This window comes from Streptomyces sp. NPDC014991, assembly GCF_043080665.1.
GTDB lineage: Bacteria > Actinomycetota > Actinomycetes > Streptomycetales > Streptomycetaceae > Streptomyces.
In genome coordinates this window covers 76,742-100,730 of sequence record NZ_JBIBVY010000019.1, presented here as the reverse complement: position 1 = coordinate 100,730, position 23,989 = coordinate 76,742, and the positions used below count along the sequence as shown (strand labels likewise).

At 69.3% G+C, this 23,989-nt stretch carries 20 protein-coding genes and 4 pseudogenes; 11 read left to right on the top strand and 13 right to left on the bottom strand.

What is annotated here, in order from left to right; all coding sequences use genetic code 11:
- Window positions 1–33 precede the first annotated feature (33 nt).
- Both ACF1BE_RS26565 and ACF1BE_RS26560 read left to right on the top strand, forming a co-directional pair.
- Window positions 34–294 carry a hypothetical protein gene (locus ACF1BE_RS26565; protein ID WP_392201528.1) on the top strand — a complete coding sequence of 87 codons (261 nt, stop codon included), beginning with the start codon at window positions 34–36 and terminating at the stop codon, window positions 292–294.
- A 109-nt stretch (window positions 295–403) separates the two neighbouring features.
- On the top strand, window positions 404–568 hold the full coding sequence (locus tag ACF1BE_RS26560) for a hypothetical protein (protein ID WP_392201527.1): 165 nt from the start codon (window positions 404–406) through the stop codon (window positions 566–568).
- 57 nt (window positions 569–625) lie between these two features.
- Here the strand turns inward: ACF1BE_RS26560 and ACF1BE_RS26555 are convergent, their stop codons facing one another.
- The 6 genes and pseudogenes from ACF1BE_RS26555 to ACF1BE_RS26530 form a co-directional block, all read right to left on the bottom strand.
- Window positions 626–883 (bottom strand): hypothetical protein, encoded by a 258-nt coding sequence (locus ACF1BE_RS26555; RefSeq protein ID WP_392201526.1) that lies wholly within the window; start codon window positions 881–883, stop codon window positions 626–628.
- A 298-nt stretch (window positions 884–1,181) separates the two neighbouring features.
- Window positions 1,182–1,472, bottom strand: a complete 291-nt coding sequence (locus tag ACF1BE_RS26550) for a hypothetical protein (RefSeq protein ID WP_392201525.1) — start codon at window positions 1,470–1,472, stop codon at window positions 1,182–1,184.
- Window positions 1,387–2,220, bottom strand: a complete 834-nt coding sequence (locus ACF1BE_RS26545; RefSeq protein ID WP_392201524.1) for a helicase associated domain-containing protein — start codon at window positions 2,218–2,220, stop codon at window positions 1,387–1,389. Before ACF1BE_RS26545 ends, ACF1BE_RS26550 begins: the two co-directional genes overlap by 86 nt.
- Before the next feature lie 53 nt (window positions 2,221–2,273).
- Complete coding sequence (locus ACF1BE_RS26540) at window positions 2,274–2,594, bottom strand: Helicase associated domain protein (protein ID WP_392201523.1); 321 nt, start codon at window positions 2,592–2,594, stop codon at window positions 2,274–2,276.
- 62 nt (window positions 2,595–2,656) lie between these two features.
- Window positions 2,657–3,547, bottom strand: a complete 891-nt coding sequence (locus ACF1BE_RS26535) for a glycoside hydrolase family 19 protein (RefSeq protein ID WP_392201522.1) — start codon at window positions 3,545–3,547, stop codon at window positions 2,657–2,659.
- A gap of 594 nt (window positions 3,548–4,141) precedes the next feature.
- Window positions 4,142–4,452: pseudogene (locus ACF1BE_RS26530) on the bottom strand (FAD-dependent oxidoreductase); the annotation flags it as partial.
- Window positions 4,453–4,675: 223 nt separating this feature from the next.
- Between ACF1BE_RS26530 and ACF1BE_RS26525 the strand changes: the two are divergent.
- The 4 genes from ACF1BE_RS26525 to ACF1BE_RS26510 all read left to right on the top strand — a co-directional run bounded on the left by ACF1BE_RS26525 (window position 4,676) and on the right by ACF1BE_RS26510 (window position 8,844).
- Window positions 4,676–5,203: an RNA-binding S4 domain-containing protein gene (locus ACF1BE_RS26525; protein WP_392201521.1), complete on the top strand. Its 528-nt coding sequence runs from the start codon at window positions 4,676–4,678 to the stop codon at window positions 5,201–5,203.
- Between the two features lie 396 nt (window positions 5,204–5,599).
- Window positions 5,600–6,373, top strand: coding sequence for a heavy metal-responsive transcriptional regulator (locus ACF1BE_RS26520; protein WP_392201520.1), 774 nt, complete (start codon window positions 5,600–5,602; stop codon window positions 6,371–6,373).
- Window positions 6,370–6,687 (top strand): hypothetical protein, encoded by a 318-nt coding sequence (locus ACF1BE_RS26515; RefSeq protein WP_392201519.1) that lies wholly within the window; start codon window positions 6,370–6,372, stop codon window positions 6,685–6,687. Before ACF1BE_RS26520 ends, ACF1BE_RS26515 begins: the two co-directional genes overlap by 4 nt.
- 702 nt (window positions 6,688–7,389) lie before the next feature.
- On the top strand, window positions 7,390–8,844 hold the full coding sequence (locus ACF1BE_RS26510) for an RNB domain-containing ribonuclease (RefSeq protein WP_392201518.1): 1,455 nt from the start codon (window positions 7,390–7,392) through the stop codon (window positions 8,842–8,844).
- 63 nt (window positions 8,845–8,907) lie between these two features.
- Here ACF1BE_RS26510 and ACF1BE_RS26505 read toward each other — a convergent pair.
- Window positions 8,908–9,564, bottom strand: a pseudogene (locus ACF1BE_RS26505) (transposase); the annotation flags it as partial.
- On the opposite strand from ACF1BE_RS26505, the pseudogene ACF1BE_RS26500 reads away from it, so the two are divergent.
- Window positions 9,552–9,830 (top strand): annotated as a pseudogene (locus tag ACF1BE_RS26500) (hypothetical protein); the annotation flags it as partial. The pseudogenes ACF1BE_RS26505 and ACF1BE_RS26500 sit on opposite strands and share 13 nt — an antisense overlap.
- Before the next feature lie 560 nt (window positions 9,831–10,390).
- A complete protein-coding gene (locus ACF1BE_RS26495; RefSeq protein ID WP_392201517.1) occupies window positions 10,391–13,477 on the top strand; it encodes a GDSL-type esterase/lipase family protein in 3,087 nt (1,028 codons plus the stop codon).
- On the opposite strand, the gene ACF1BE_RS26490 is transcribed toward ACF1BE_RS26495, so the two are convergent.
- Window positions 13,474–13,716, bottom strand: a complete 243-nt coding sequence (locus ACF1BE_RS26490; protein WP_392201516.1) for a hypothetical protein — start codon at window positions 13,714–13,716, stop codon at window positions 13,474–13,476. The two genes, ACF1BE_RS26495 and ACF1BE_RS26490, sit on opposite strands and share 4 nt — an antisense overlap.
- Before the next feature lie 237 nt (window positions 13,717–13,953).
- On the bottom strand, window positions 13,954–14,085 hold the full coding sequence (locus tag ACF1BE_RS26485; protein WP_392201515.1) for a hypothetical protein: 132 nt from the start codon (window positions 14,083–14,085) through the stop codon (window positions 13,954–13,956).
- Between the two features lie 153 nt (window positions 14,086–14,238).
- Here ACF1BE_RS26485 and ACF1BE_RS26480 point away from each other — a divergent pair, with 153 nt between their 5' ends.
- On the top strand, window positions 14,239–15,033 hold the full coding sequence (locus ACF1BE_RS26480; protein ID WP_392201514.1) for an oxidoreductase: 795 nt from the start codon (window positions 14,239–14,241) through the stop codon (window positions 15,031–15,033).
- Between the two features lie 1,403 nt (window positions 15,034–16,436).
- Entirely contained in the window at window positions 16,437–17,303 is an 867-nt protein-coding gene (locus ACF1BE_RS26475; RefSeq protein WP_392201513.1) for an LLM class F420-dependent oxidoreductase, read from the top strand.
- Between the two features lie 130 nt (window positions 17,304–17,433).
- Here the strand turns inward: ACF1BE_RS26475 and ACF1BE_RS26470 are convergent.
- Window positions 17,434–17,748: pseudogene (locus tag ACF1BE_RS26470) on the bottom strand (hypothetical protein); the annotation flags it as partial.
- A 55-nt stretch (window positions 17,749–17,803) separates the two neighbouring features.
- Window positions 17,804–19,297, bottom strand: coding sequence for an alpha/beta hydrolase (locus ACF1BE_RS26465; protein WP_392201512.1), 1,494 nt, complete (start codon window positions 19,295–19,297; stop codon window positions 17,804–17,806).
- Between the two features lie 539 nt (window positions 19,298–19,836).
- Here ACF1BE_RS26465 and ACF1BE_RS26460 point away from each other — a divergent pair.
- A complete protein-coding gene (locus tag ACF1BE_RS26460) occupies window positions 19,837–20,094 on the top strand; it encodes a hypothetical protein (RefSeq protein ID WP_392201511.1) in 258 nt (85 codons plus the stop codon).
- Between the two features lie 132 nt (window positions 20,095–20,226).
- On the opposite strand, the gene ACF1BE_RS26455 is transcribed toward ACF1BE_RS26460, so the two are convergent.
- Together ACF1BE_RS26455 and ACF1BE_RS26450 are read right to left on the bottom strand one after the other, a co-directional pair.
- The gene (locus tag ACF1BE_RS26455) at window positions 20,227–22,548 is read right to left on the bottom strand and encodes a GH92 family glycosyl hydrolase (RefSeq protein WP_392201578.1); all 2,322 of its coding nucleotides are present in this window, start codon (window positions 22,546–22,548) and stop codon (window positions 20,227–20,229) included.
- A gap of 387 nt (window positions 22,549–22,935) precedes the next feature.
- The gene (locus tag ACF1BE_RS26450) at window positions 22,936–23,955 is read right to left on the bottom strand and encodes a hypothetical protein (protein WP_392201510.1); all 1,020 of its coding nucleotides are present in this window, start codon (window positions 23,953–23,955) and stop codon (window positions 22,936–22,938) included.
- Window positions 23,956–23,989 lie beyond the last annotated feature (34 nt).

The window sequence follows — 23,989 nt, the reverse complement described above, 5'->3', positions numbered from 1 at the left end:
CGTCGTCCGCCGACCTCGGCAGGCGACCCAGCGGTGGGCGACGCAGGACCCTCCTGCGGCCCTGGCACCGACCACGACCACCCGGGCCCGCTGCCCGACCGGGACTACGCCGAACTGGTCGGCCGCGCCGGCGGACTGCTGCTCGACATCACCGGCTGGGCAGCCGACGAGATCCAGACCGGTGTCGCGCTGATGACCGAGCCCGGGCAGTTCGGCGTAGTCCCGGTCGGGCCCCGTACGACCCGCGCCCCGGTGAGCGGAACCCGCTGGGACTGGTCAGGCGACACTCCCTGACGCCCCGGGGCCGACTGGCCCAGCGGACCGGCCCGGGGCACGCTGGAAGGCGTGACCAGCGCGCCGATCGTCGTGCAGCCCTCGCTCTCGGGCGGCCGGTAGAGTCACCGTGCACAGCAGCGGCCGGGACGAAATCCTCGGCACCGCCTACAGCGACCACGACCTGGTCGTGTTCCTCGAGGGCGCCGGCGTTGCCGAACCCGAGGCCATCTTGGACGACCCGCAGTCGGTGGAGTGCCGCGGTGGCCACGCTCACGAGTTCCACGCCGCCTGACGTTCGAGAGAGGCGGGGGGGCTGGGCGCAGCCGGTGCACCCGGCGCCCGCCGCCGGTCAGCCGATCAGCTTGTGCAGCACGGGAACGCTGCCTCCAGCCGCCACCAGGCCCGTCGCGACGGCCGCCGCGGGCACGGACTTGTCGTGGAGGAACATGATGCCGCCCATGACGAGGCCGATGATGACGGCCGCCAGAAACACCACGGTGGCGTGCACCGACAGCAGCGGGGCCTCCGACGGCAGCCGTGTGCTGGGCGGGCCGGGCGGTTCGGGTCGGGCGGGTACGGGGGAGTGCGGGTGAGGGTCCCGAGCCATCGGGAGTCTCCTATGAGGCGGAGGAACAGAGAAGCCCCGCAGGGACGCTCTCAGGCAGAGAGCAGCAGAACCACCGAGCGCGAGGCGCACACCACCCCCCACGCGGACGACACCACCACTGGTGTCCGCTGTGCCCGAGCCCAGGGTGGTGTGTTCAGCGTAGCGGCGACCGGCGCGGGTGTTGCCCTGGGTGCCTGGCGGGTGGTCATCGGTACTGCCCCGTAGTGAGTTCGGCTGAGCGAGCGGGACAGTGAGAGGACTCAGGCGAACGCCAGTAAGGGAGGCGGAGACCTACCGTCTACTTGTGCCCTCCCCGGGAGCGGTGGGCGATCCAGTCCGGATCGCGTACGGGCGCCGGCGCCCGCGTCTCGGTATTCGGGGCGCGCATGATGCGCAAGCTGGTGCGCGGCGCGGTGACGACGTGGACCAGGACGACGACGGCCTGGCGGCCGGAGCCGCCCCGTACCCACGTCCCGGTGAAGTGGACCTGATCGGCCGCCCAGTCACCCGCCCGCTGCCACGGGCGCAGCCGCCCGAGCAGATAGCCGGCCGCGAGCGTGATGACCGCGGTGAAGACGAAGGCCGTCACGACACCGCATCCCGATCGCGGACAGCTGCTCCATCCGCTCGGGCGTCAGCGTCGCGGCCCTGCTCCGCTGATTCCCGATCCAGGCACCCAGCTTGTGCTCCCGCTCCTCCTGGTCCTCGCCGACGATCCGCTCGACGTGCTTCCTCGGGACCTGAAGGTGGCCCTCGCGCTCGTAGAACTGCTTGGCGGCCTCGTAGTTCATCGCCCACTTGTCGGCCTGCGTGCGGCGCGGGGGCGGCTTCTCGTCCTCGGTCGCGGGCTCGATCCCGAGGACCTGCTCGCACATCCACTGCTGCACGGTCGTGAGTTGATCCCACCCGAGCCGCACTGACTGCACCCACCGCCCCAGATTCTCGCCCTGGCGCAGGACCTCGCCCGTCGCGGTGGGCAGCGCTTCGCCGGAGTCCAGGTGCATCCGTGCCAGGTGGAAGCACCGTTGCCACGTCACCGGCCGACTCGGGCACCAGGACGCGCCGATCTCCTCCAGCTGCTCACGCCGCTCGTCCGACAGCGCCCCGGCCGACGACTCCACCGGTAGCCCCTCAGCACGCCGTCGCTCGATCTCGGCATTGCCGTCCGTGGCGATCCCGGCGGCGAACTCCCCAAGGGGCCGTCGGCGGTGGAGCGTCTTGTGGTCGCCGCACAGCCAGTCCGCCCAGATCGTGGCCGGGTACAGCTCAGGGTCGCTGGCGTGCAGCTGCGCGGCGACGTCGGGGAGGCCGGCCGCGACCGCTTCGGCCTCATTCACACCATGTGGTGGAAGACCCAGCGTGCGGCGGCAACCCTCCTCGGCCGATGCCTTCACCAGGGCGGTGTGCAGGGCCAGGGCGCGGCGGTAGGCATCTGGTTGAAGAACGCGCCGGCCGCCGCCCGCCGCTGCCGGGCCAGCCACTTCCCGAGGTCCATGCCGTGGACCGTGAACCCGGGCAGGACCTTCGCCTGGCCCTCTTCGTCGGCCACCAGCTCACGCAGCGCGGCAGAGTGCCGCTGCCACTCCGCAAGCCATTTCGGGTGCCAGTCCTCGTCCACGGCCTCCAGCGCCGTCTTCCACTCGGGGTGGCTCTCCAGCGCACCAGGGCGGCGCAGGTTGTACAGCCACTGCCACACCGGCCGGTCCGGCATCGTCGCGGACCGGCACGCGCCCCGGGCGGGCTCGGTGGCCCGCCCGGGGCGCGTGCCGCGCGTCAGCAGTAGAGGTTGGCGCCCGCGGAGGTGCCCAGGATCTGCACGAACCGCTGATAGGCGTCCACGCGGCTCTGCACCTGCGCGGGGTTCTTGCCGTCGCACTCCAGGGAGCCGTTGATGCTGCGGATGGTCTGGCCGAATCCGGCACCGTTGACCATCGCGTTGTGCGGAGTCATCGAGCCCGGTCCCGTCTGGGTGTTCCAGTACCAGAGCCCCGTCTTCCAGGCGACCGAAGCGTCGGTCTGCACCAGGTTCGGGTTGTGGAGCAGGTCGATGCCGAGCGCGTCGCCCGCGGCCTTGTAGTTGAAGTTCCAGCTGAGCTGGATGGGCCCGCGCCCGTAGTATGCGGACTGACCGGCCGGGCAGCCGTACGGCTGGCTCCAGTCGCAGTAGTGCGGGTAGTTGGCGGTGTTCTGCTCCACCACGTAGACCAGGCCGCCGGTCTCGTGACTGACGTTGGCGAGGAAGGCCGCGGCCTCCTGCTTCTTGACGGTGTCGCTGCCGGTGTTCGCGAAGCCCGGGTAGGCGCTGAGCGCGGCCTTGAGACCGCTGTAGGTGTAGAAGGAGTTCCGGTTGGGGAACATCTGGTTGAACTGCGCCTCGCTCACGACGAAGCTGCCGGAGGGGTTGGTCGGGCCACTGTCGCAGGCGTACGGGTCCCAGTACCAGGTGCTGATGGTGGGGTCGTAACCCGGGTTGTCGTGTTCGGCGATGTACGTCTTGCCGTCGGTGTAGCGGACGATGTCCCCGGTGACGTAGGCCTTGCCAGCCGTCCAGCTCGGGTAGCTGGAGCAGGACGCGGCAGAGGCGCCGGTGGCCGGCAGCAGCGCCGGAGCGGTGGCTCCGATCACGATCGCGGCCATGAGTGCGGACAGGCGGCGCTTCGACATTGAGCAACTCCTTTGCCGGGCCAGGCTGCACCGGGGGCGAGGCAGTGCCTTGCGTACGCCGTCCCAGTGGGCGGTCATGCCTTCCGGGCGCCTGGGCGGGGGGTGTGGGAGCCATGTTCGACGACTTGGTGTGTTCCGGTCAAGGTATAGACCAATACTGCTGACAACGTTGGCGGGGAAAGATCGATCGCGCCGGTACGGGCGAGGCATCCCGACGCTCGGGCCTAGACACGCCATTGGCCGCAAACCGAAGCAACGCACGGACTCCGCAGACCCGCTGACGCCGGGTCTGTACCGGCCGGGACCGGTCCCCAGCGGACCGGTCCCGTCGCATACCCCCTGGCTGCCAGCCGCGGAGCGCCCAGCGGGCGAACGAGCGGCCGCTGATCTTGCGGCTACCGGTCGGGCGGCGACCCGGCGGATCTCGGCGGGCATCGCCTCGACGCGGAAGGTCCGGCGCCGCCCGTGCCGGCCTCGCGCACTCCGAGGTCCAGGCCGGGCCGTAGCGGGATGAAGCGCCCAGGGGACATCGTCCTGGATTCCTCCCGGATTGGCTGAGGCGGGTGGGTTTGGTGGTGGCCGCCGGGGCGGGCCTCACGGGGCTGCCGGGCCGGAGGTGAAGGACGCGACCATCTGCTCCAGGCCCCGCTCGCCGACCATTGTGTCCAGGTTGGCGGCGGACTCGGCGGCGGACGCCTCGCTGCGCGGGAAGAGGGCCTCCTCGTACGCGGCCAGAGCGGCTTCGGTGTCGCCGGGATGTGCGGCGATGGCCAGGGCGAGTTCGGCGCTGTCGAACATGGCGAGGTTGGCGCCCTCCCCGGCGAAGGGGGACATCAGGTGGGCGGCGTCACCGAGCAGCGTCACACCCGCGACACGGTCCAGCCGTGCCCCACCGGCAGGGCGTTGGGGGACGGGTGTGTGGACCGCTCCAGCAGGGCCTGGCACCAGTTGACGAGTCCGCTGATCCCCACTACGGATGGCAGGAGCGGACCTGGCATCCGGGCGGCCCCGGCGCGTTAGGGTTGGGTCATGGCTTCCGGAGTTGGGGACGAGAAGGTAGGCCGCGGAACGGGCGAAGGGCGAGCCGGCGAGCCGGCCGGCACTGGCTCAGCCTGCGCGGCACAGCCGTTGGATCCCCAAATCGTTGCTGCCGTCGCCGCCGGGTCCGCCGACGGCGAGGCCGTCCGCGTCGACAGCTGGATCTGGGCCGTCCGCCTCATCAAGACCCGGTCCCTCGGCGCCGCCGCCTGCCGGGGCGGGCACGTTCACGTGAACGGAAAGCGGGTGAAGCCCGCCCGCTGCCTGCGCGTGGGTGACAAGGTACGGCTGCGACATGGGGACCGGGAACTCGTCGTGATCGTCAAGCACCTGATCAGCAAGCGGGTCGGAGCGACCGTGGCCGCCCAGTGCTACATCGACAAGTCCCCACCGCCTCCGGCCCGGGACGCCGTCGCCCCCGCCGGCCTGCGTGACCGGGGGACCGGACGCCCCACCAAGCGGGACCGGCGCGAGCTGGACCGCCTCCGTGGTCTTGCGGCGGGCAGCCCCACTTTCTTCGCCTTCTCCGCCGGACCGAGCGGTCCCGACAGTGCCGGGGGTGCGAAGGGCTCCGATGGGCGCCGTGGCACCAGCGACCCGAACGGGCGTCGACGGTGACGGACAACTCGGCGGGAGCGTGCCGGCGACGTCGGTGACCGTGATGGGCGATTCGACGGTGGGCGCATCGCTTCATCCAGCAGGATCGGCGTACCAGTAGGCACCAGACGCCGGGTGAACAGAGCTGACATCTCTGTGAGCGGGCGGAGCTACAGGGCTGCTCACCCCTGCGGGCGGGCGAATACGCAACCCTCGAATACCCACACTTCGCCAATGCCTCGACCCCGGCGACGACCCGGCAAAGCTCATCCCCCACGTCCCGCGCGCCGTCCACACGCACGCCGTGATCCTGAGCCACCAGCACCCTTGTGCATAGGCGGTCAGTGACCAGCTCGCCGAAGTGGCCGAAGAAGCTGGCTTGACCTTCAAGTCGGGTCGAAGGTTTACGGTCGGGGCATGACGAGCTACCGCATCTCGCAGCTGGCCGAGCGCTCTGGCGTACCGGCGACAACGCTGCGCTTCTACGAGGACGCCGGGCTGCTGCCTGCTGACCGGACACCGTCCGGGTATCGGGTGTACGGCGAGGATGCGGTGGAGCGTCTGGTGTTCATCTCCTCGGCCAAGCTGTTGGGCCTGGCCCTGGAGGAGATCCGGGAGCTGCTGGAGGTTCGCGAGGAAGGGGTGTGCGCGTCCGTTCGGACGCGGATGCTGGCGCTGGTCGTCGACCGGATCTCGGAGACGGACGGTCGGATCGCTGAGCTGCGCGCGTTCTCCGCCCACCTGGCCAGTGTCCATGCCGAGCTGTCGGGCCCGGCGCCCGCAGGGGCGTGCGGTCCCGACTGCGGATGCGCCATGACCAGCACACCGGCGGCCGGGCCCGTGCCGATCACGCTGTCGCCGACCCGTCAGGGGCAGGCCAGCGAGCCGTGGCGGGACACACCGGTGGCCTGCACGCTTGGCGGAGCCGAGCTGGGTGAGCGCACCGGGCAGTGGCAGCAGCTGGTCGGCAAGGCCGAGCAGCGCGAGGAGATCGACGACGGCGTACGCCTGTCCTTCCCCACCGGCGCCGAGCTCGCCGGTGAGGTCGCGGCCCTCGCCGCGGCGGAGCAGGGCTGCTGCGCGTTCTTCGACTTCACCCTGCACCTGACCCCGACCGCTCTCCAGCTGGAGGTGCGGGCGCCCGAGTCCGCCGCCGGGCTGCTGGCCGACCTCTTCGGAGCGACCGCATGACCACTTCGTCCCCCGATTCCCGTCCGTCCCGGCCCTGGGGTGCTCTCGGAGCCGGCGCTGCCGCGCTCGCCGCTTGCGCGGTGTGCTGCGCGGGCCCGTTCCTGGCCGTCCTCGGTGGCATCGGTGTCACTTCCGCGATCGGAGCTCTGTGGGTGCCCGTCCTGGCGGTGCTGGCCGTCGCTGCCGGATTCGCAGCCCTGGTGGTGCGGCGGCGCCGGACGGCTTCCTGCCGTACGGTCCCGGCGAGGGCCGACCTCGGCATGCCGACCGTCGGCCTGCCCCCGGACACGGACGGCAGCAAGGCTGCTCACTGAGCGGGGAGCCCCGGATCAGGTCGAGCGCGAGGGCCTGTGAGGATGGAACGCGCGGCCGCCACGTCCTGCTCGAATCCGGTGGCCGGCCGGTCCGCCGCGCTGGCGCGGGATTGGCTGACCGCACCGATCGAGGCCTGACCCCGAATGTGCCGACGTCCTGGCGCTGCTGTGCGAGCGGATCGGCGAGCCCTTCGAGCACGGCCTCGCCGTCCCTCGCTACGCGACGCCCGGGGACCGCCGAGCCCTGCATGGCACCGTCCTCTGACCGCCGCCCACAGAAACCCGGCTCCTGCTATGAGTCACACACCCTGTCTTCCCGCGCGGGCAGGGTGTGCTGTGAGCCTGTCAGGTGTGAGGCGAGGGCCTGCGGCGTGGATGTGGTGCTGCTCCTGGTGGTGGTCGTCGGATGGCAGCAGGCGATGTCGTTGCTGTAGGGCAGCATTCACATGGGGCCGCCTAAGGGCTGTCCCATCATCCCCGGTGGATCAGCGCGCGGCGTCAGATGCGGTGCATCGCAAGGCGGAGGGTCGTCCTCATACCGGGCGTATTCAGGCGATCCGACAGCGTGGCGAGGTGCCGTGGCTGTCGTCGCGCGCCCTCCGGCGATGTCCCCTCCCCGCGCGGCCGCCGTCGCCCCGGTCCCCTCCGCCGCCCGGCCCCGCTCGCCGTGCCGGTTCGTGACCGCCGCCCTACGCTCGGGGCATGCGACGCCACCCGATGCACATGTCTGCCGAGGCCCAGGACGCTCTGCGCACCGCGCTGGAGGAACTCCGCGCGGAGCTGAAGGTCCCCCTGAGCTTCCCCAAGCGCGTACTCAAAGCGGCCGACAAGGCCGCGGGTGAGGCGCGCTTGCCCGACAAGGATGCCACCCACCTGCCGTTCTTCACGATCGATCCGCCGACCTCGAAGGACCTCGACCAGGCCATGCACCTGGAACGGCGACCCGGTGGCGGCTACCGCGTGTACTACGCCATCGCGGACGTGGCGACCTTCGTCAGGGCGGGCAGCCCTCTGGACATCGAGGCGCACGACAGGATCGAAACGCTGTACTTCCCCGACCTCAAGGTGCCCCTGCACCCACCCGCCCTCTCCGAGGACGCGGCCAGCCTGCTGCCGAACAAGGACCGCCCCGCCCTGTTGTGGCAGCACGACCTCGACGCCCATGGCAATCTGACCGACTCGTCCGTGAGCCGGGCCATGATTCGAAGTCGGGCCCAGCTCGACTACGCCGGCGCCCAGCAGGCCATCGAGAACGGCACGGCGGAGGAGTCCCTCGCCCTGCTGCGAGAGATCGGCGAGCTGCGGGAGGCCGTCGAAATCGCGCGCGGTGGCATCTCGGTGAATCTGCCGGACCAGGAGGTCACCCTCGAGGACGGATCGTTCCGGCTGCGCTACGTGGCGACGCTGCCGGTCGAGGGCTGGAACGAGCAGATCTCCCTCATGACCGGGATGTCCGCCGCCCAGATCATGCTCGACACGGGTACCGGCATCCTGCGGACCCAGAAGGAGCAGGCCGATCAGAACGTGATCAAGCGCCTGCACGACATCGCGAAGGCCTTGGGCATCGTCTGGCGGCCCGGCATCTCGTACGCCACGCTGGTCCGCAAGCTCGATCCCCAGAACCAGCAGCACATGGCCTTCCTCATCGAGGCCACGAGCACGATGCTCAAGGCGGAGTACACCGTCTTCCGCGACAACCAGAAGCCGGCGTACACGATGCACGCAGCGATCGCGGCCCCGTACACCCATTGCACGGCTCCGCTGCGGCGCCTGGTCGATCGGTACACCGGTGAGCTGTGCGTGATGGCGTGTGCGGACAAGGCCCCGCCGAACTGGGTGCTCGACGCCCTGTCCTGCCTCCCGTGCGACACGGCACGGGGGAAGGGCGGCCTGGCGGACCGGCAGACCGTGGAGCTGGCCGAGGCCGCGGTGCTCAAGGACCGCGTGGGCGAGGTGTTCGACGCCGCGGTCATCGACACCGACGCGGAGCGCGGCAGGCCGCGCGAGGGCAAAGTGTTCCTGGCCGACCCCGCCGTGCTGGCCAAGGTCGTCTCGACCAACGGCCTGGATCTCCAGCTCGGATCCAGCATCAGGGCCAGGCTCAAGCAGGCGGACCCCGCCGCGGACGAGGACAAAGTCCTCTTCACCGTGCCCTGAGGGGTGTCCCGTAAAGATCTTGGAGCCGCCTCGGGCATAGCGGGCCATCGTGTCACCTGCGACCTATCCGGCGAGGGCGAGGTTGTGCATCCGGGCGATGCCGAGCATGGCGTGGTGGACGCCATCGCTTTTGAGGCGGCAGTCGCGGAGGATCTTCCAGGTCTTTATGCAGGCGAAGACGTGCTCGACACGGGCTCGGACCCTTTTGTGGGTCCTGTTGTGGTCTTCTTTCCAGGCTGGGAGTTCGGTCTGGCCGCGGTCGCGACGGTGCGGGATGACGAGTCCGGTTCCCGGGTAGCCGCCGTCGGCGATCGTGAAGGTCTTGCCGACGGCAGCCTTGGCACCGGACTCCTCCCATGCCTTGCAGTCGTTGCGGTTCCCGGCGAGCGGTCGGCCGACCACGACGACCAGGCGGGTGTCTGCGTCGATGACGACCTGATGGTTGGTGGAATACCGGTAGTCCTTCGATCGCCCGGCGATGGTGTGGTCGCGGGTGGGGATCAGGGTGCCGTCCACGATGAGAACGGTGTCCTTGGCGAATCGCTTGTGGGGACGGAGCGCGAGCAGGGGGCCGAGGTGGTTGACGACTCGGCCAGCCGTGGACTTCGAGACGCCAAACAGCGGAGCGAGCTGCCTCAACGTCAGATCGGTAGGCCAATAGGCCGTGACCAGCAACACCCGGTCCTCCGGCGGCAGGCTCCACGGCCGGCCTCGGTGGACCACCCTTCGTCGACTTCGGCGACGCCCTGCTCCAAGAACGCCCTGATGGAGTCCACTGGAAGACCGGACCGTCGGTGAACTACGCCAACGGCCGTCCTTTCGCCTGGGTGGACGACGAGCAGAGCGAGCTGGATCAGACGTACATGACCGCCCGCCACCAAGGGCTCCTGCACCACGTCAACCCCCGGACCGGCCTACGGGAGAACGACTTCCGCGCACTCGCCGACTTCGCCCACTCCCTGGCCACCTCACGAACCACCGGCTGAGCACCTCGCCGGCTCTTCGAGCTGCTCCATACTCGGAGCCAAGATCTTTGCGGGACAGTCCTTAGCGCAAGGCCGCTGCGCAGGTCGGCGACTGGCCCCGGGGCGGTGCAGCAGGCGGCGCCGGTTTGTTCTGCCCGCCGTCGCCCTCACTGCCGCCGTCTCCGCTCCCGTCCAGTCGGCCATCTGATGAGGCCACCAGACGCTGACGTGTCGGGACGCGCCTGACACCAGGAAGTCCGGTGCTGCACTCGCTACAACCCGAAGGTGTCCCATGCAGGCAGTCGGCCGGGGCCACCGTCTGACGTTACGTCACTGAGGCGGCCGCATACTGATCCGGTGAAAGGGTTGGCCGACGGGATCGTTCTACGGGGCTGCGGGCCAATGCACCGCACATCTGGCATGACTACGACAGAGTGGAGACGCGCCCACCGATGGCCTCATATACCTTCCCGCGTTCGGCATACCGGGCGAGTGCCGCGTTACCGGCACAGTTGTCCGATGATCCGGGGCTTCAGAGACCGCGTGTCCGCTCCGTCGCCTTTTGCGTGATCCAGGCCCTGTTGGTCGCGCTTCTGGTGGCGCCGTTCACCGTCCTGGCCGTCGGCCGGGCCCATGCGGCGCCTCTCGATCAGACTCCCTTCCTCACCTGGAACATGCAGGGAGCGACCTCGCAGGGCAGGAGCCTTTGGACGGATTACCTTCCGCGCATCCTTACCGGTGCCCGGTCCGAGGTCGTCATGCTCCAGGAGGCGGGCGCGGATGTGCCCAACGGCGCCGATCTGCTGCCCAATCCGCCGGGCACCGAGAACGACCAACTGGTCACCTACGCCCGATGGCGCACGAGCCAACGGCCGTCGGACTGGTACATGGTCTTCCTCCAAACCCATGACCCGCTGATGCCGGGCGGCCGGGTGAACACCATCGTGATGTCGAGAACCCCGGTCGACGCGGCCATGGTAGTGGCCAACCCGCACGGCGGAGCCTACGGCCGGCCCGCCATCGGCATCCGACTGGGCGATGACTGGTACTTCAGCTTCCACGCGCTCAGCGGCGGCGGCGGCGACGCCATCGGCATGCTCGCCCGCATCGGGGAAGCCGTCGAGGGCGATGACCCGCGTCGCAACTGGACGGTGGGCGCGGACTTCAACACCAGCCCCAACACCCTGGTCGGCCGCATGTACCAGGACGTCATCACGACGCCGGACGGCCGCACGCCCCGCATCCTGGCCAGCGGCCGGCCCACCCACCGCAGCCCGGACGGGGAGCAACGGGAACTCGACTTCGCCGTCACGAGCACCGGTCGCGGCAGCTTCGAGGCGAGGGTGCAGCCCAACCAGGGCGGCTCCGATCATGATCCGGTGCACTTGGTCCCCCAGACCGGCCGACAGGACGCCGACCGGACGCATTTGGCCACGATGCCGGTCGGTGGATACGCGATCGACGGCCACAACGTGGCGCAGAATCCTTTCGACTACGCGGGCATGCGCGGCCCACTGGACCGGTGTGTGGTGCAGTCCTACAGGGACGGGTGCACCCAGTTCTGGTCCCGGCCGGCCGGTCCGGCGAAGGCCGCGGTAGCTGCCGGTTCGACGAGGGCGGTGGCGGCGGCGAACGCGGACACTCCCACCTTCGACTATGTCGGCGCCCTGAGCAGGGGGAACGTCGCGGACGACGACAACCAGGAAGAAGCATTCCCCGGCGCAGGTGTCGACGAACTGCGCCGGCACCTGGACGGTGATCTGCGCACGTACAAGCCCAACGTCGTCCTGCTGCAGGTGGACGTCGCCAACGACCTGGAGAAGAGGAACGGGCCGACGGCCGGCCAGGAGGCGGACCAGCTGCGCAAGCTGCTCGACCGGGTCTACATCGTCCTGCCCAACACGACCGTGCTGGTGGGTGACCCGGTCCCGTCCGGGACAACAGCCGTCCGGGAGGAGATGTACACCGGAACCGACTCCTACATGTCGAGGGCGAGCGCGGTCATCGCCTCCCAGCTTCAAGGGGGGCACCGGATCCGGCAGGTCCCGCTCGACTTCGGGCGCGACGCCGGCCAGGTGGACACCGGGGAGTCCGCCGACGGGGTGCCCAACGCGGACGGCTACAAAACCATGACCAACGGCTACGCGGCCGAGCTGACCAAGCTGTGGCAGGACGGCACCATCGTCGATCCCGACGCCGTCGTGATGAACCCCGCCGACATGGTGGTGGACGGCAGCGGCGTCCACGGGACAGATCCCTCGGACGGGAACACGAGCGGCCCGCCCCAGCGGGTGATGGTGGTCGGTGACTCGATCAGTAACGGCTTCGAGGGCGACCACACCTGGCGCTACCGCTTGTGGCAGTGGGCCCGCACGCAGAACTGGAAGGCCGAGTTCGTCGGGCCGCTGCACGGAACCGTGGCTCCCGACGAACCCAAGGCACCCCAGCCGCCTCCTCCCTACGACGGCAAGCCGCCGTCGGAACCCCAGCCCGCGACCTCGGACGGCGCCTACGCGCGGGACGTCAGTCCCGCCTTCCTCAAGAGCGGCGCCGAGCACTACGCGATGTGGGGCCGCCGGCTGGAACAGGACGTCCCCACCATCACCTCGGTCATGGAAGACCTGAAGGCCGAGCGGCAGCTCCCGGACACACTGCTGGTCGAACTGGGCTTCAACGACATCGGGTGGACCGGCGCCGGCGCCGACCTGACCGGAACGATGAAGGAGTTCATCGACAACGCCCGCAAGGCCAATCCCGACATACGGCTGGTCCTTGCCAACGTGCCCCAGCGCACCACCCTGGGCAGCGCCAACCCGCAACTCGGAGAGCGCACCCGCGCCTACAACGCCGCGCTCGCCGACAAGGTGAAGGAGTGGAGCACCGACGCCTCGCCGGTGGCCCTCGCCGATCTCGACAAGGCCATGGGCTGCGACCCTTCCGCCACCTCCTGCGACACCACCTACGACGGACTGCACCCCAACAACCTCGGGGAGTACCGCATCGCGCGCGCCTTCGCATCGACCCTGCACGACGAGTTCCGCATCGGCACCGGACCGCCCCCAAACCCTGTTGACGTCGACGCGCGGTTCCTCGCCACCCCGACTGACGTCACCTTCGACGGCACCCAGCAGGGTGTCACCCTCACCTGGGGCAAGGTGTTCGGTGCGCACGGCTACCAGGTGCAGTGGCGCGACACCACCGCGAACCCGAACGGGGAGTGGAACTGGGCCTACCCCGTGACCAACCGGTGGGACATGAGCCGCCAGTACTACGGCCAGATCTACGAGGGACACACCTACGAACTACGGGTCCGCGCGGCCTCCGGGGACACCGTCCTGTCGGACTGGTCGGACACCACCCGCGGCACCGCCCGCCCGACCACACCCGGGTATCCCAGGAACGTAAAGGCCACCGCCGGCAGCAACGGCGGGGTTTTGACCTGGGATCCGCCCACCGGGAAGTACAGTGACGGGATCACCGCCTACGCCGTGTACATGTGGGACAAGTCCGCGCCGCTGGCGATCACCCGGAGCTTCAGCGTCTCCGGAACCTCGGACATCACCATCATCCCGAAGATGCCACCGGGTGAATACGTCGTCATGATCTCGGCATGGAACAAGTCGGGCGAGGGCCCGATCGCCCTCAGCGACACCATCACCTTCGACTAACTGGCTGTTCTCTTTCCGCTCGGGTGGCCGGTCGGGTTCGAACAGCCGTCGCCCTTGCGTTCCTCCTGACGCCGCTGGTAGCGCCAGACTGCCGGCAGGGACAGGGTGTCGGTGTCCATGCCGGGCTCCAGAGGGCCGATGCGCTGTTCGGCTTCCACGCAGCGCGGGTCATCGCGGTACGCCGGCGCCGCGACCGCGTACGCGCGTGTGCGCTGCCGCTCGTTGTGGGTGAGTTCCACCAGCACCTCCCCGATCTCCGGCCCGGGACCCCCGGTAGTCCGACAACCAGTGGCAGGTGCGGTCGCGTACGTCGGGGTCCGGGTCGCGGGCCAGGGTGAGAACGGCGGCCAGGGCCTCCGGGCGCAGCACACCGTCGCCGCCGTCCAGCAGCTCGGGCACCCAGCTGCGCATCCGGGGATCGGGGTGCGTGACATGCGACAGGCCGATGGTGTCGCCCTCGGGGCCGCCGACCCACGTCAGGCCGTGAGGAGGACGCCGAGCACGTCGGTGTCCCGCTTCCGGGCAACCCAGGGGAGGAGGTCGCGGACCGGGTCCTGGAGGACGGGCTCGTGACGCTGAGCGTCCGCGACGAGTGTGCTCAGCAGCACGTCCGCGCCGAAGAGCCGGAGCAGGTACCCGGAAAACCTCAGCCAAGGCCGCGTGGCGATGGTGTCGCCTTGAACCGAGGGGCAATACTCACTCAATAGAACCGATATGGCTGCATTTGGTGAGGTGGGATGCGTGACGCAGGAGGAGATCCGGTGGAGCTGAACCTGACGGGCAAGGTCGCCGTTGTCACGGGAGGCAGCAAGGGCATCGGCCTGGCCGTCACCGAGGCACTCGGCCGTGAGGGCGCGCGCGTGGTTGTCGGCAGCCGCACGGAAACAGCTGAGTTGGCAGCCCTACGTCAGCGGTACGAAGTCACCTTCCACCCCGTCGACCTGGCCGACGCCGCCGGTGCCGACACGCTGGTCCAGACGGCGGCAGACCGGTATGGCCGGATCGACGTGCTGGTCAACAATGTCGGTGCCACCAGCCCGCGTTCCAGCTTCCTCGACATCGATGACGCAGCGTGGCTGCATGCTCTCGACATGACATTCCTGAGCGCGGTGCGTACCAGCCGTGCGTCGTTGCCACTCTTGCTGGCCCACGGCGAAGGGGCGATCGTCAACATCAGCTCGGTCAACGCCCGGCTGCCCTTTCCCATGGTGGTGGACTATTCAGCGGCCAAAGCCGCCCTGAGCAACCTCACCAAAGCCCTGTCGGAGGAGTTCGCTCCCCTTGGCGTCCGCGTCAACGCCGTCGCTCCCGGCCCCGTACGCACCCCGTTCTGGACTGCCCCCGGCGCCTTCGCCGACAGCGTTGCGGCCAGCTCAGGCGGCACGGCACAGGAGGCACTGGATCAGGTCGTGCCCCAGCAGATGGGCATCTCCACCGGACGCATCACCGAACCCCAGGAGGTGGCCGACCTCGTCGTCTTCCTGGCCTCCCCGCGTGCCGGCAATATCACCGGTGCCGAGTACGTCATCGATGGAGGCCAGATCAAGACCACCTGATACCGGCTCGAGCGAACCGAAGCCGGAGGTCAATCCTGTTGGAGCCGAGGGAAGCGCGGCCTTCTTGGAGGACTTGCCCGCCCGCATCATGGAGTCATTGCCGGGGACGAGGCGTTTTCGCATCCTACGGAAGGGCCTGGACGCCGTGAAGCCCCGCCCTGCGCTGCTGCGCAGACGCGGGACAGAAGGTCACCCGCCCCGGCGAGGAGAACATCCCCCAGACCGCTGTCTGCGCCGCTGCACCGGTTCCGACGGTGGTACCCAAGCGTCGCGACGGCCGGTTGCTGCCGCCCCGGATCACCCGGGGTCAGGGGTGCCGGTCATCCCGTCAGGACCCAGGCCCGCTGGCCGTGTCATCGGCCTGGCCACCGCGGTCGAGAGTGCCGCCATCGTGGGCCGAGCCGCACCTTCGCCCGGCTGAAGGGCGCTGTCGACACCCGGCCGTCGCCCGAGCAGCTGGCCTGGGATGCGGCTGCATCGTCCCTGTCCCAGGGCGCGGAGGGGGCGTTTCCATCACCCGTCCCGCTTCGGACCGGTAGGCGTGCCTGTGCGTCCCGGGGCGGCTCCTGGTCCGGAACCGCCCCGGGACCGCCGTACGTGAGGCCTGGTGTAGGTGGTGCCGAGGTCGATGTCCAGCGGCTGTTGCAGACCGCGCGGAGCGCGGCCGGGACGGATGAAGAGCCCAGGATGCACTGCTGGCGGCAGCCAGGATTCCTGTGGCGCCTAGTGGAGCTAAGGCGTACATGCCGCGGACGAACCACGTACAGAAGGCGCCTCTGGCTCAGTCCGCAGCAGCATGCGGTGCGCATCACCGCTGCGTGGCCGCTCGATGTCACCCGCGACCTCGGCGAACCACTCCGGCACGGCCGGCCGCCGTCGAACGGTGGATCAACCGCCCGAGCAGTAGCGTGGCCCGGCCATGCGGACCGCCGAACTCGCCATCGCCTACCAGGCCCGCACTCCCGCGGTGGGTACGGCCGGCCGCGTCCGAGACCGATGGCCTATGTGCCGCGCCCCCTCCCGCCCTGCACCCGCCGCGACGATCAGGCGTGGACGGTAGTCGAATTGAGGCGTCCACCCGAGACCGTTTGCGAGCAACCAGATCACGCGCCGGATCGCGGCCGCAGGCCGGGCCCCGCCTGCTTCCGTAACGGTAGGCAGCCTGCGCATCATCGGCTGGCGGAGTTTCTCACCTCTTCCACGCCCAGCTCGGCATTGTCATCGCTGTCACCGCCGGTCTTCACCACACCGATGGCGAGTATGGGCCCCCGTCCTGCCGAACGACTCCTCGGCCGTTCGGCCGGGTGAGGCAAGAGCGGGAATCACCCGGCATGCCTTCTGGTTGGCAAGGGCGAAAGACGTGATGATCACGGCACAGCCCACCACCGGAGGGATCCCATCCGATGACCACCTCACTGAAGGAGAGCGTCGGCCGGTACGGCGTCTGGAGCGGCGAGCTGCGCTCGGAGGATGCGGACCGGCGCGGTGAACTGAACGAGGCCGCGGCCGAGCTGGAGGAACTCGGGTACGGCGCCGTCTGGCTGGGCGGCAACAGCACCGTGGACCACGCAGCCCCGCTCATCGGGGCGACCCGGCGCATCACGGTCGGCACCAGCATCCAGAGCGTGTGGCAGCAGGACAGCGCCACGACGGCGGCCGGTTTCGCCGAGATCGAGACGGCCCATCCCGGCCGCTTCGTGCTGGGGCTCGGCGTCAGCCACGGCCCGCTGGTGAAAAACTACCAGCGCCCGTACACGGCGATGACCGACTACCTCGACGAGCTCGACACAGCGGGCGTACCCGCCGGCCGCCGGGTGCTGGCCGCGCTGGGTCCCAGGATGCTGGCCCTGTCCGGCGACCGCGCGGCCGGCGCGGTCCCGTACCTGGTCACGCCCGAACACACCGCCCGGGCCCGCGAGATCCTGGGCGAAGGGCCGCTGCTCGCACCGGAGTTCAAGGTGGTCCTGGAGACCGACCCGGCCCGCGCCCGGGAGACGGCCCGCGCCTACCTGGCCCGCTATCTGGAACTCCCCAACTACACGAGCAACTTCCTGCGCCTGGGCTTCACGGAGGCCGATGTCGCCGGCGGCGGCAGCGACCGTCTCATCGACGCGGTCTTCGCCTGGGGCGGCGAAACCCGGATTCGCGAGCGCGTCACCGCCTTCCATGAGGCGGGCGCGGACCACGTGGCCCTGCAGGTGGTCACGGACGGCACGGACGGCATCCTGCCCAGGGAGGAATGGCGCAGGCTCGCCTCCCTGCTCGCCTGACGGGGTGACCAGTCCCGGCCGCTACCATCTGTTGCTCGCACCCGGCGGCCGGTCGGTCCAGCATGGCTGGTGGGGTCGCGAGGAGACCGCGCGGGACCGGCGCTGGATATGACCGGCGCCCGAAGCACCCTCACCGTCGTGGCCCTCGGAGTGGGCCGCCCGGCACGCCATGGCTAGGTTGTGTCTCTTCGGTCAGCGTCGGTCGGCGTCGGGTCCAGTTGAGGATGCCCGCGAGGTGGAGTGCGGCCTGGTAGGTGATCGCGAGCTTGTCGGTTCGTGTGGCCAGGCCGCGCCACTGCTTGAGGCGGTTGATACACCGCTCGACGGTGTTCCGCGGCTTGTATGCCTCGCTGTCGAGACCGGGCGGACGGCCACCGAGGTGGCCTCGCCGCAGGCGGTGGCCAACTTGGGCGGACGGCTGAGGGATGACCGCACGGATGCCCCGGGATCAATCTTGCCGATCCAGGTCCTGACGGTGGCGAATCCGGATCGGCAAGCTGTCAGAACGGCACGGCGGGGCAGCTGGTGCCCCGTGCCGGGACTGCCAGGTCGGACAGATAGCTGTCCACGGCGTCCTCCATACACGGGCCGCTGGTGACGCTGCCGTGGCCGTGGCCCTCGTAGGTGAGGAGCACGCCGCTGCGGCCGAGCTGCCGGGCCACCGAGACCGCCCACGGGTAGCCGGTGGCGGGGTCGTGCAGCGCGTTGGAGACCAGGATCGGCGGGGCACCGTATGCGTCCAGCCGGTGCTGCGGGTTGGCGGTCGGCGCGCCCAGACACGCCGCTGCCATGTGTATCGGCAGCAGGTAAGGCAGGTCCGGCGCGGTCTTGTTCATCATGGTGACGAGGGAGGCGTACTCCCGGTAGTCGCGCACTGGCAGGTGCCAGTCCGAGCAGAAGACCGGGGTGGCCGGAGGAAGCGGCGCTGTCGACGTCGGCGACGCGGGCAGCGGTTTGCCGGCGTTCATGCCCGCGATCGCCGTGGCCAGGCCCACATAGTCGACCTGGTAGAACGTCCGGAACGCGATCTTGTTGACCAGGTCCGAAGTCGACAGCGAGGTGCCCGGCTTCGCCGGGTCCTCCAGCTCCCCGCGCCGGGCCCTGGCCAACAGACTCTGCCAGACGGCGCGGACGTCGCGGCCGCGCAGCGCGCAGTCCGCGGCACCGTCGCACCACTTCACGAACTCCTGGAATGAATCCTGTGCCGTGGCCGCCTCGGACCGCAGGAAGTCACGGGTGGTCGGGACGCTGTGGTCCATGACGCTCTCCAGCACCATCGCGCGCACGCGGCGCGGGTAGGTCTCGGCGTACTGTGCGCCGAGCAGCGTGCCGTACGAGCTGCCGTGGAAGGTCAGTTTCCGCTCGCCGAGGGCGGCTCGGAGGGCGTCAAGGTCCCGGACCGTCTGGGCGGTGTCGAGGTGGTCGAACACGGGGCCGGTACGGGCCCGGCAGTCGGCTCGGAGCCGCTTGTTGTACGCCATGGTGGCGTCGAAGTCCGCCTGGCTCTTCAGCTCCGGTGACGGCCGCTCGGCAAGCAGGTCGCTGGAGCAGGTCACCGGGTTGCTGTTGCCCACGCCGCGCGGGTCGAAGCTGACGATGTCGAACCTGCGGCGGACCTCGGGGCTGAACCGGCTGATACGGCGCACCACCATCTCCACACCCGAGTCGCCCGGCCCGCCGGGGCCGAACACCATCGAGCCGACGCGTGCGCCGGGGTCGGTGGCCTTGCGGCGAGCCACGGCCAGGTCGAGTCTCGGCCCGGCCGGGTGGGCCCAGTCGACCGGCACCGAAAGAGTGGCGCACAGGGCTCCCGGCTTTGCCGGGTCGTCACACGGCGCCCACTGCAGGGCCCCTGTGGCAGACGGCGATGCGTGGACCGTGGGAGCGGCGGAGAGGCTGGTGACGACGACCATGGTGGCCATGGCGGCTCCCGAGACCATGACCGTGCCCCGCGCGGCGATGCGCCGCAGTGCGGATCTGTCCCTTGACGGCATCGATCCTCCTCATGAAGAGAGCGGTTGTGCCAAGCGTGCGGACCCGGCCGGGGCACCATCGCTACGTTAGGTGCACTGTCGCCCGTGTGGCGCCCCTGTCAGGGGCATTTCCGGGTCGGGTCGGGGACCGATCAGGGGCGACCGGGGCGCAGAGCGAAAAATGGGATCAGAGGCGGGGCTGGAGGCAGGGCAGGACGCCGCGCTTCACGCCCTTCGACTTCGGTGTGTCCTGGGTGAGGGGTTTCTTCCATCAGGACTGGACCCACGACGGGGACACGGCCGCCGGCGTCGTCGTCGGACACCTCGCGCAGCCAGATGATGAGGAGGCCTTGGGGGTACGCCGTGACGCGAGGGTTCTCGGGAACCTTCCGTCGCCGGCCCTGGAGGTGCTGTGGTACGCCGGAGCGCAGTACATGCCAGGCTTGCGGCCACGGGGGGGGTGAGCCGGGTGGACGCGTACGTTCGTCCGGCTGTGTGACGCGCGGCTGGCGGCGAGCGCGGAAGTACGTCCGCTCACGGGGGCGGACATCGATGACGCCATGACCTGCCTCGACGCGGTCGTCGCCGCGATCGAGGCCGCGCGGTTCCTGCCGCCCGAGGTGCGCGCCGCGCTTACCGACTGCGCGAACCGCTGCACGCCGGACGTCGCGTTCCGGGTCCTGCCGAGAACGATCAGGTGTGCCCCGGGCGCCTCGCTGTCCTCCGAGCAGTACACGAGGCTGGAGGCCATCGGATCGGCTCTCCAGTACGGCGAGTTCGTCGTGGACTTCGTCAAGTGCCTGGTCGAGCGGCCGTAGCGGCATGGACGGCGTCCCTCCACGGGATGATCCCGTGGAGGGACGCCGTCGGCACGTGATGCACCCCACCTCGAATCAGGCGTATGGACGCAGCCTTTCCGTGGCACGGGGCCGGCGAGGCGGAGTCCGGGGTCACTTCAGAGCGGGAGGTGCCGCGTCCGTGCCGGTGCCCCAGGAGGAGGGTGCCGAGCCTATCTGGAAGGACACCTCTCGTAGCCGGCGGACTTGCCCGGTGGTCAGGTACGTCTTGCCGTACGCGGTGCCGTCCACCCGGGCGGACTGGATGTAGCGCTGGGAGTCCGAGGCGCCCGGTGCCCGCACGGTCAGTCCGCCCTGCGGGTAGTAGTGGGGGTCGAGCGTGACGTCGACGCGTTCGAAGACGGGGGTGGACAAGCCCCATGTGTCGGTGCCGGGCTGAACGGGGAAGAGGCCGATGGACGACAGCACGTTCCAGGCCGACATGGTGCCCAGATCGTCATTGCCGGTCATACCGGTCGGCGAGTCGGTGAACAGGGTCAGTGCGGCATGCACCACGTCGGTGGTCTTCCACGGCTGCCCGGTCGACAGATAGGTGTACGGCGCTATCAGATCCGGTTCGTTCTGCGGGTTGTACTTGTCTGCGTTGTAGTAGTCGTACGGCCCATTGACCCACACCTCGCGGGCGGTCTTCGCGGGGTCGGCCACCAGCCGGTCGTAGGCGAAGAAGGAGTCGAGCCGCTGATTGGCCGCGTCCTTGCCTCCGATCAGGTCGATCATGCCGGGCAGATCCTGGGGTACAAGCCACTGGTACTGCCAGGCAGTTCCCTCGTGGAAGCCCTCGCTGCGGGCCGGGTCCGCCGGTCCGGTGAAGGCACCCGAGGCATCGCGCGCGCGGAAGAACCCGGTCGAGCGGTCGTGGATCTTCTTGTAGTTGCGTGCCCGCTCGGTGTACCGCTGCGCGTCCGCACGATGACCCAGCTCCTTGGCCATCTGGCCGAGCATGGCGTCGGACAAGGCGTACTCCAGCGTGGCCGAGGCGCCGTGGTCGTAGTCGGAGTCACCGGGCTTGGCGTGCGGCCGTCCCTTGACGTAGGGGGCGAAGCCGTCGGCGAGGTACTCCTTGTTGGCCTCGCGGCCGACGGGGGCGGAGTCGGCGGGCGGGACACCGTCGGCGTTCCGCTTCAGCGCCCGGTAGGCGTCCTCTTCGTGGCCCTTCAACAGCCCCTGCTGGTAGGCGTTGGTCAGGAAGGGGGTGACGGGGTCACCGGTCATGATGTTGGTCTCGACCGTGCCGTATCCCCACTTGGGCAGCCAGCCGCTGTCCTTGTCGATGCGGATCACGGACAGCGCCATGTCACGTGCTTCGTGTGGCGCCAGCAGGGACAGCAACTGGGTCTGGGTCCGGTAGGTGTCCCACAGCGACCAGTTCTGGTAGTACGTGAAATCCTTGGCACGGTGAATCCGCTGGTCCCAGCCGGTGTAACGCCCATCGACGTCGCTGCCGATGTTCGGTGCGAGGAACGAGCGGTACAGCGAGGAGTAGAACGTCCGCCGCAGTGTCGTGCTGCCGCCACGGGTCCGTACGTCGTCGAGCCGTTCCTCCCAGGCGTCCCGCGCGGCCCGGCGCACTGTGTCGAAGGAGCGGCCGCCCTCGGCACGCAGATTGAGTGCCGCCCCTCCTGCGTCGACGTACGACAGCGCGGTGGTCGCTTCAACCGTACGGTCCTTGGTGGTGTCGAAGCGTACGAAGGCGCCGTCGCGCTCGGCGTCCGCCTGCGAACTCGTCGAGCCGTCGGTGATTTCGGCGCCCTTCCAGGTACCGGACGTCGTGAACGGCCGGTCGAACCGCGTGATCGTATAGACCGTGTACGGTTCGGTGTCCTGGCAGAAGCCGCTGCCGGTGATGACCGTCCGTACGGTCCGGTTGTCGAGGATCTCAACCTCGGTGTGGAGCGTCTTGTGCAGTGACTGTCCGGCGTTGATGAGCACGTTGGCCTTGTCGGTGGCCGGAAACGTGTAGCGCTGCACGGCGGTGCGCCTGGTGGCGGTCAGCTCGGCCTTGACGCCGTTGCCCAGGCCGACCCTGTAGTAGCCGGGCGAGCCCGCCTCGTCGTCGTGGCTGTATCCCGCGGCGTATTCGGCGTTGTCCGTGCTGGTGATGTCCCCGGTCGTGGGCAGCACCGGCAGGTCGCCGCCCAGGCCACAGCCGACGCCGGACAGATGGACCATGGAGAAGCCGCGTATGTGGTCCTGCGAGTAGTCGTAGCCGGTGTTGTGCCCGGTGTCCGGCGAGAACTGGACCATGCCGAACGGCACGGCCGCGCCCGGGTAGGTGTTTCCCTCGTTCTCCGTACCGATGAACGGATTGACCAGATCGGTCACCCGGTCCTCTCGCCGTGGCCCGTCGACCGCGGCGTGCGCCGTCGGCGCCGCGAGTCCCGTGCCCAGCAGAACGGCCACCGCCCACACGCTCATGCGGCGGCTGGTGCGTCGTTTCATCATGCGCCTTTCGACAACGTTGTCAGGGCTGGATCAGTCTTCGTGAATGCTGACGGGCCGTCAAGACGTAGCGCACGAAACGGCGCACCCTCACGCGCACCCTCCGGCCTGAGAGGTGCTCTTGATACTGCGACGGTGTTTGGGGTGCCGGTAAGAATGCTGTCACCGATCCTGCTGGCTCATGCCGTGCCCGGTGGTGCTGGCGGCTCGTTGGTCGGGGCAGCAGAATCGATACCAGCCGCAAACGGCCCGGTGAGTGACGCGCCACGATCAGCCGGTCTCGGGCTCTTCCCGGAGCCCGGTATGGGCGATGACGTAGGCGGGTCAGCGGTGGCGATTAGCCGGCTGGGCCGGTCGGCGGCCTCAGGGGGCGGCCTTCCTCTGCAGGACCCATACGTAGTGCCACTTGCCGTGCGTGCGTTCGGAATTGATGTCAGCGAACGCCTGGACGGTCGGCCACAGGCCGGTGGCTCCGGCTGCGATCGTCGCACTGGCGGCAAGGGCGCCTTGGAGGGCCTCGGGCCGGACTGCGGCAAGGAGAGCGCTCGTCGTACCCAGGACGGCACCGGAACGGCTGAGGGCTCGGGACCGGGCCGCGCTCCTCAGTTCAGCGGTAGCGGCGTTCAGCTCGTCACGCATGGAGAGCGCGACCCGCTCCAGGGCTACCTGGGAATCCACCGCTTCCAGGGCGTCATCGAGTTCGAGGAGCCGGGACCGCATAAAGTCGCGGTACTGACGGCAGGAGTCGAACTCCTCACTGGTGACTTGGGCGAAGTCGCTGAGGCTGAGCCCGTCGATGAAGGGGAGGTCAATCTCGAGGACCGGCCGGACCACCCTGCTGGCCAGGGGCTTTGTCCTCGATACATCCACGGCTCGGCCGTGCTCCACTAGAAATTCGATGGACCGGTCAGTGAGCGAAGGAAGCCCCGGAATATTGTCCGACCACCCCGGCCCAGGACGCACCTCCACTGACTCCCCTTGCACGAACACGGGCCCGTACCAGACCAGCCCCTTGCGCAGTAGAGGCTCAGCATCCAGGAGCCACTGACCCAGCTCGACAAGATCTGCGGTCACCATCCCCAAGCGCCATGCTACGTCGGTGTAGTCATGGGCGTTGGTAGCTGTGTGGATTCCCACTTGGTGCACCGTTCCGACACCATGGTCGGACAACAGCATCGTGTCCGTGACCAGGGTTACCCGCTTGGTGACGTGTGTGAAGCTCCCCACGTCTGAGGAGAGCCCGACGTAATACGGGGAGGCAGCAACAGTCTTCGCTCTCAGGAGGCGCCGGTAGTGGGCCTCGACCTCGCGACCGTACTCGCGGGCGACGTCTTGGGCAGACGACTTGTCTTCCTTCCGAAGCGAGTCGTAGAACTTGTTCATGCGGGCCGCCACGACCCGGTTCTCGACTCGTCCG

Bases quoted from the DNA above. Each gene is read 5' to 3' on its own strand.
- ACF1BE_RS26555 (WP_392201526.1), bottom strand. From the start codon at position 883: ATGGCTCGGGACCCTCACCCGCACTCCCCCGTACCCGCCCGACCCGAA.
- ACF1BE_RS26540 (WP_392201523.1), bottom strand. From the start codon at position 2,594: ATGCCGGACCGGCCGGTGTGGCAGTGGCTGTACAACCTGCGCCGCCCT.
- ACF1BE_RS26535 (WP_392201522.1), bottom strand. From the start codon at position 3,547: ATGTCGAAGCGCCGCCTGTCCGCACTCATGGCCGCGATCGTGATCGGA.
- ACF1BE_RS26520 (WP_392201520.1), top strand. From the start codon at position 5,600: ATGACGAGCTACCGCATCTCGCAGCTGGCCGAGCGCTCTGGCGTACCG.
- ACF1BE_RS26515 (WP_392201519.1), top strand. From the start codon at position 6,370: ATGACCACTTCGTCCCCCGATTCCCGTCCGTCCCGGCCCTGGGGTGCT.
- ACF1BE_RS26510 (WP_392201518.1), top strand. From the start codon at position 7,390: ATGCGACGCCACCCGATGCACATGTCTGCCGAGGCCCAGGACGCTCTG.
- ACF1BE_RS26475 (WP_392201513.1), top strand. From the start codon at position 16,437: ATGACCACCTCACTGAAGGAGAGCGTCGGCCGGTACGGCGTCTGGAGC.
- ACF1BE_RS26465 (WP_392201512.1), bottom strand. From the start codon at position 19,297: ATGCCGTCAAGGGACAGATCCGCACTGCGGCGCATCGCCGCGCGGGGC.
- ACF1BE_RS26460 (WP_392201511.1), top strand. From the start codon at position 19,837: ATGACCTGCCTCGACGCGGTCGTCGCCGCGATCGAGGCCGCGCGGTTC.
- ACF1BE_RS26455 (WP_392201578.1), bottom strand. From the start codon at position 22,548: ATGAGCGTGTGGGCGGTGGCCGTTCTGCTGGGCACGGGACTCGCGGCG.
- ACF1BE_RS26450 (WP_392201510.1), bottom strand. From the start codon at position 23,955: ATGAACAAGTTCTACGACTCGCTTCGGAAGGAAGACAAGTCGTCTGCC.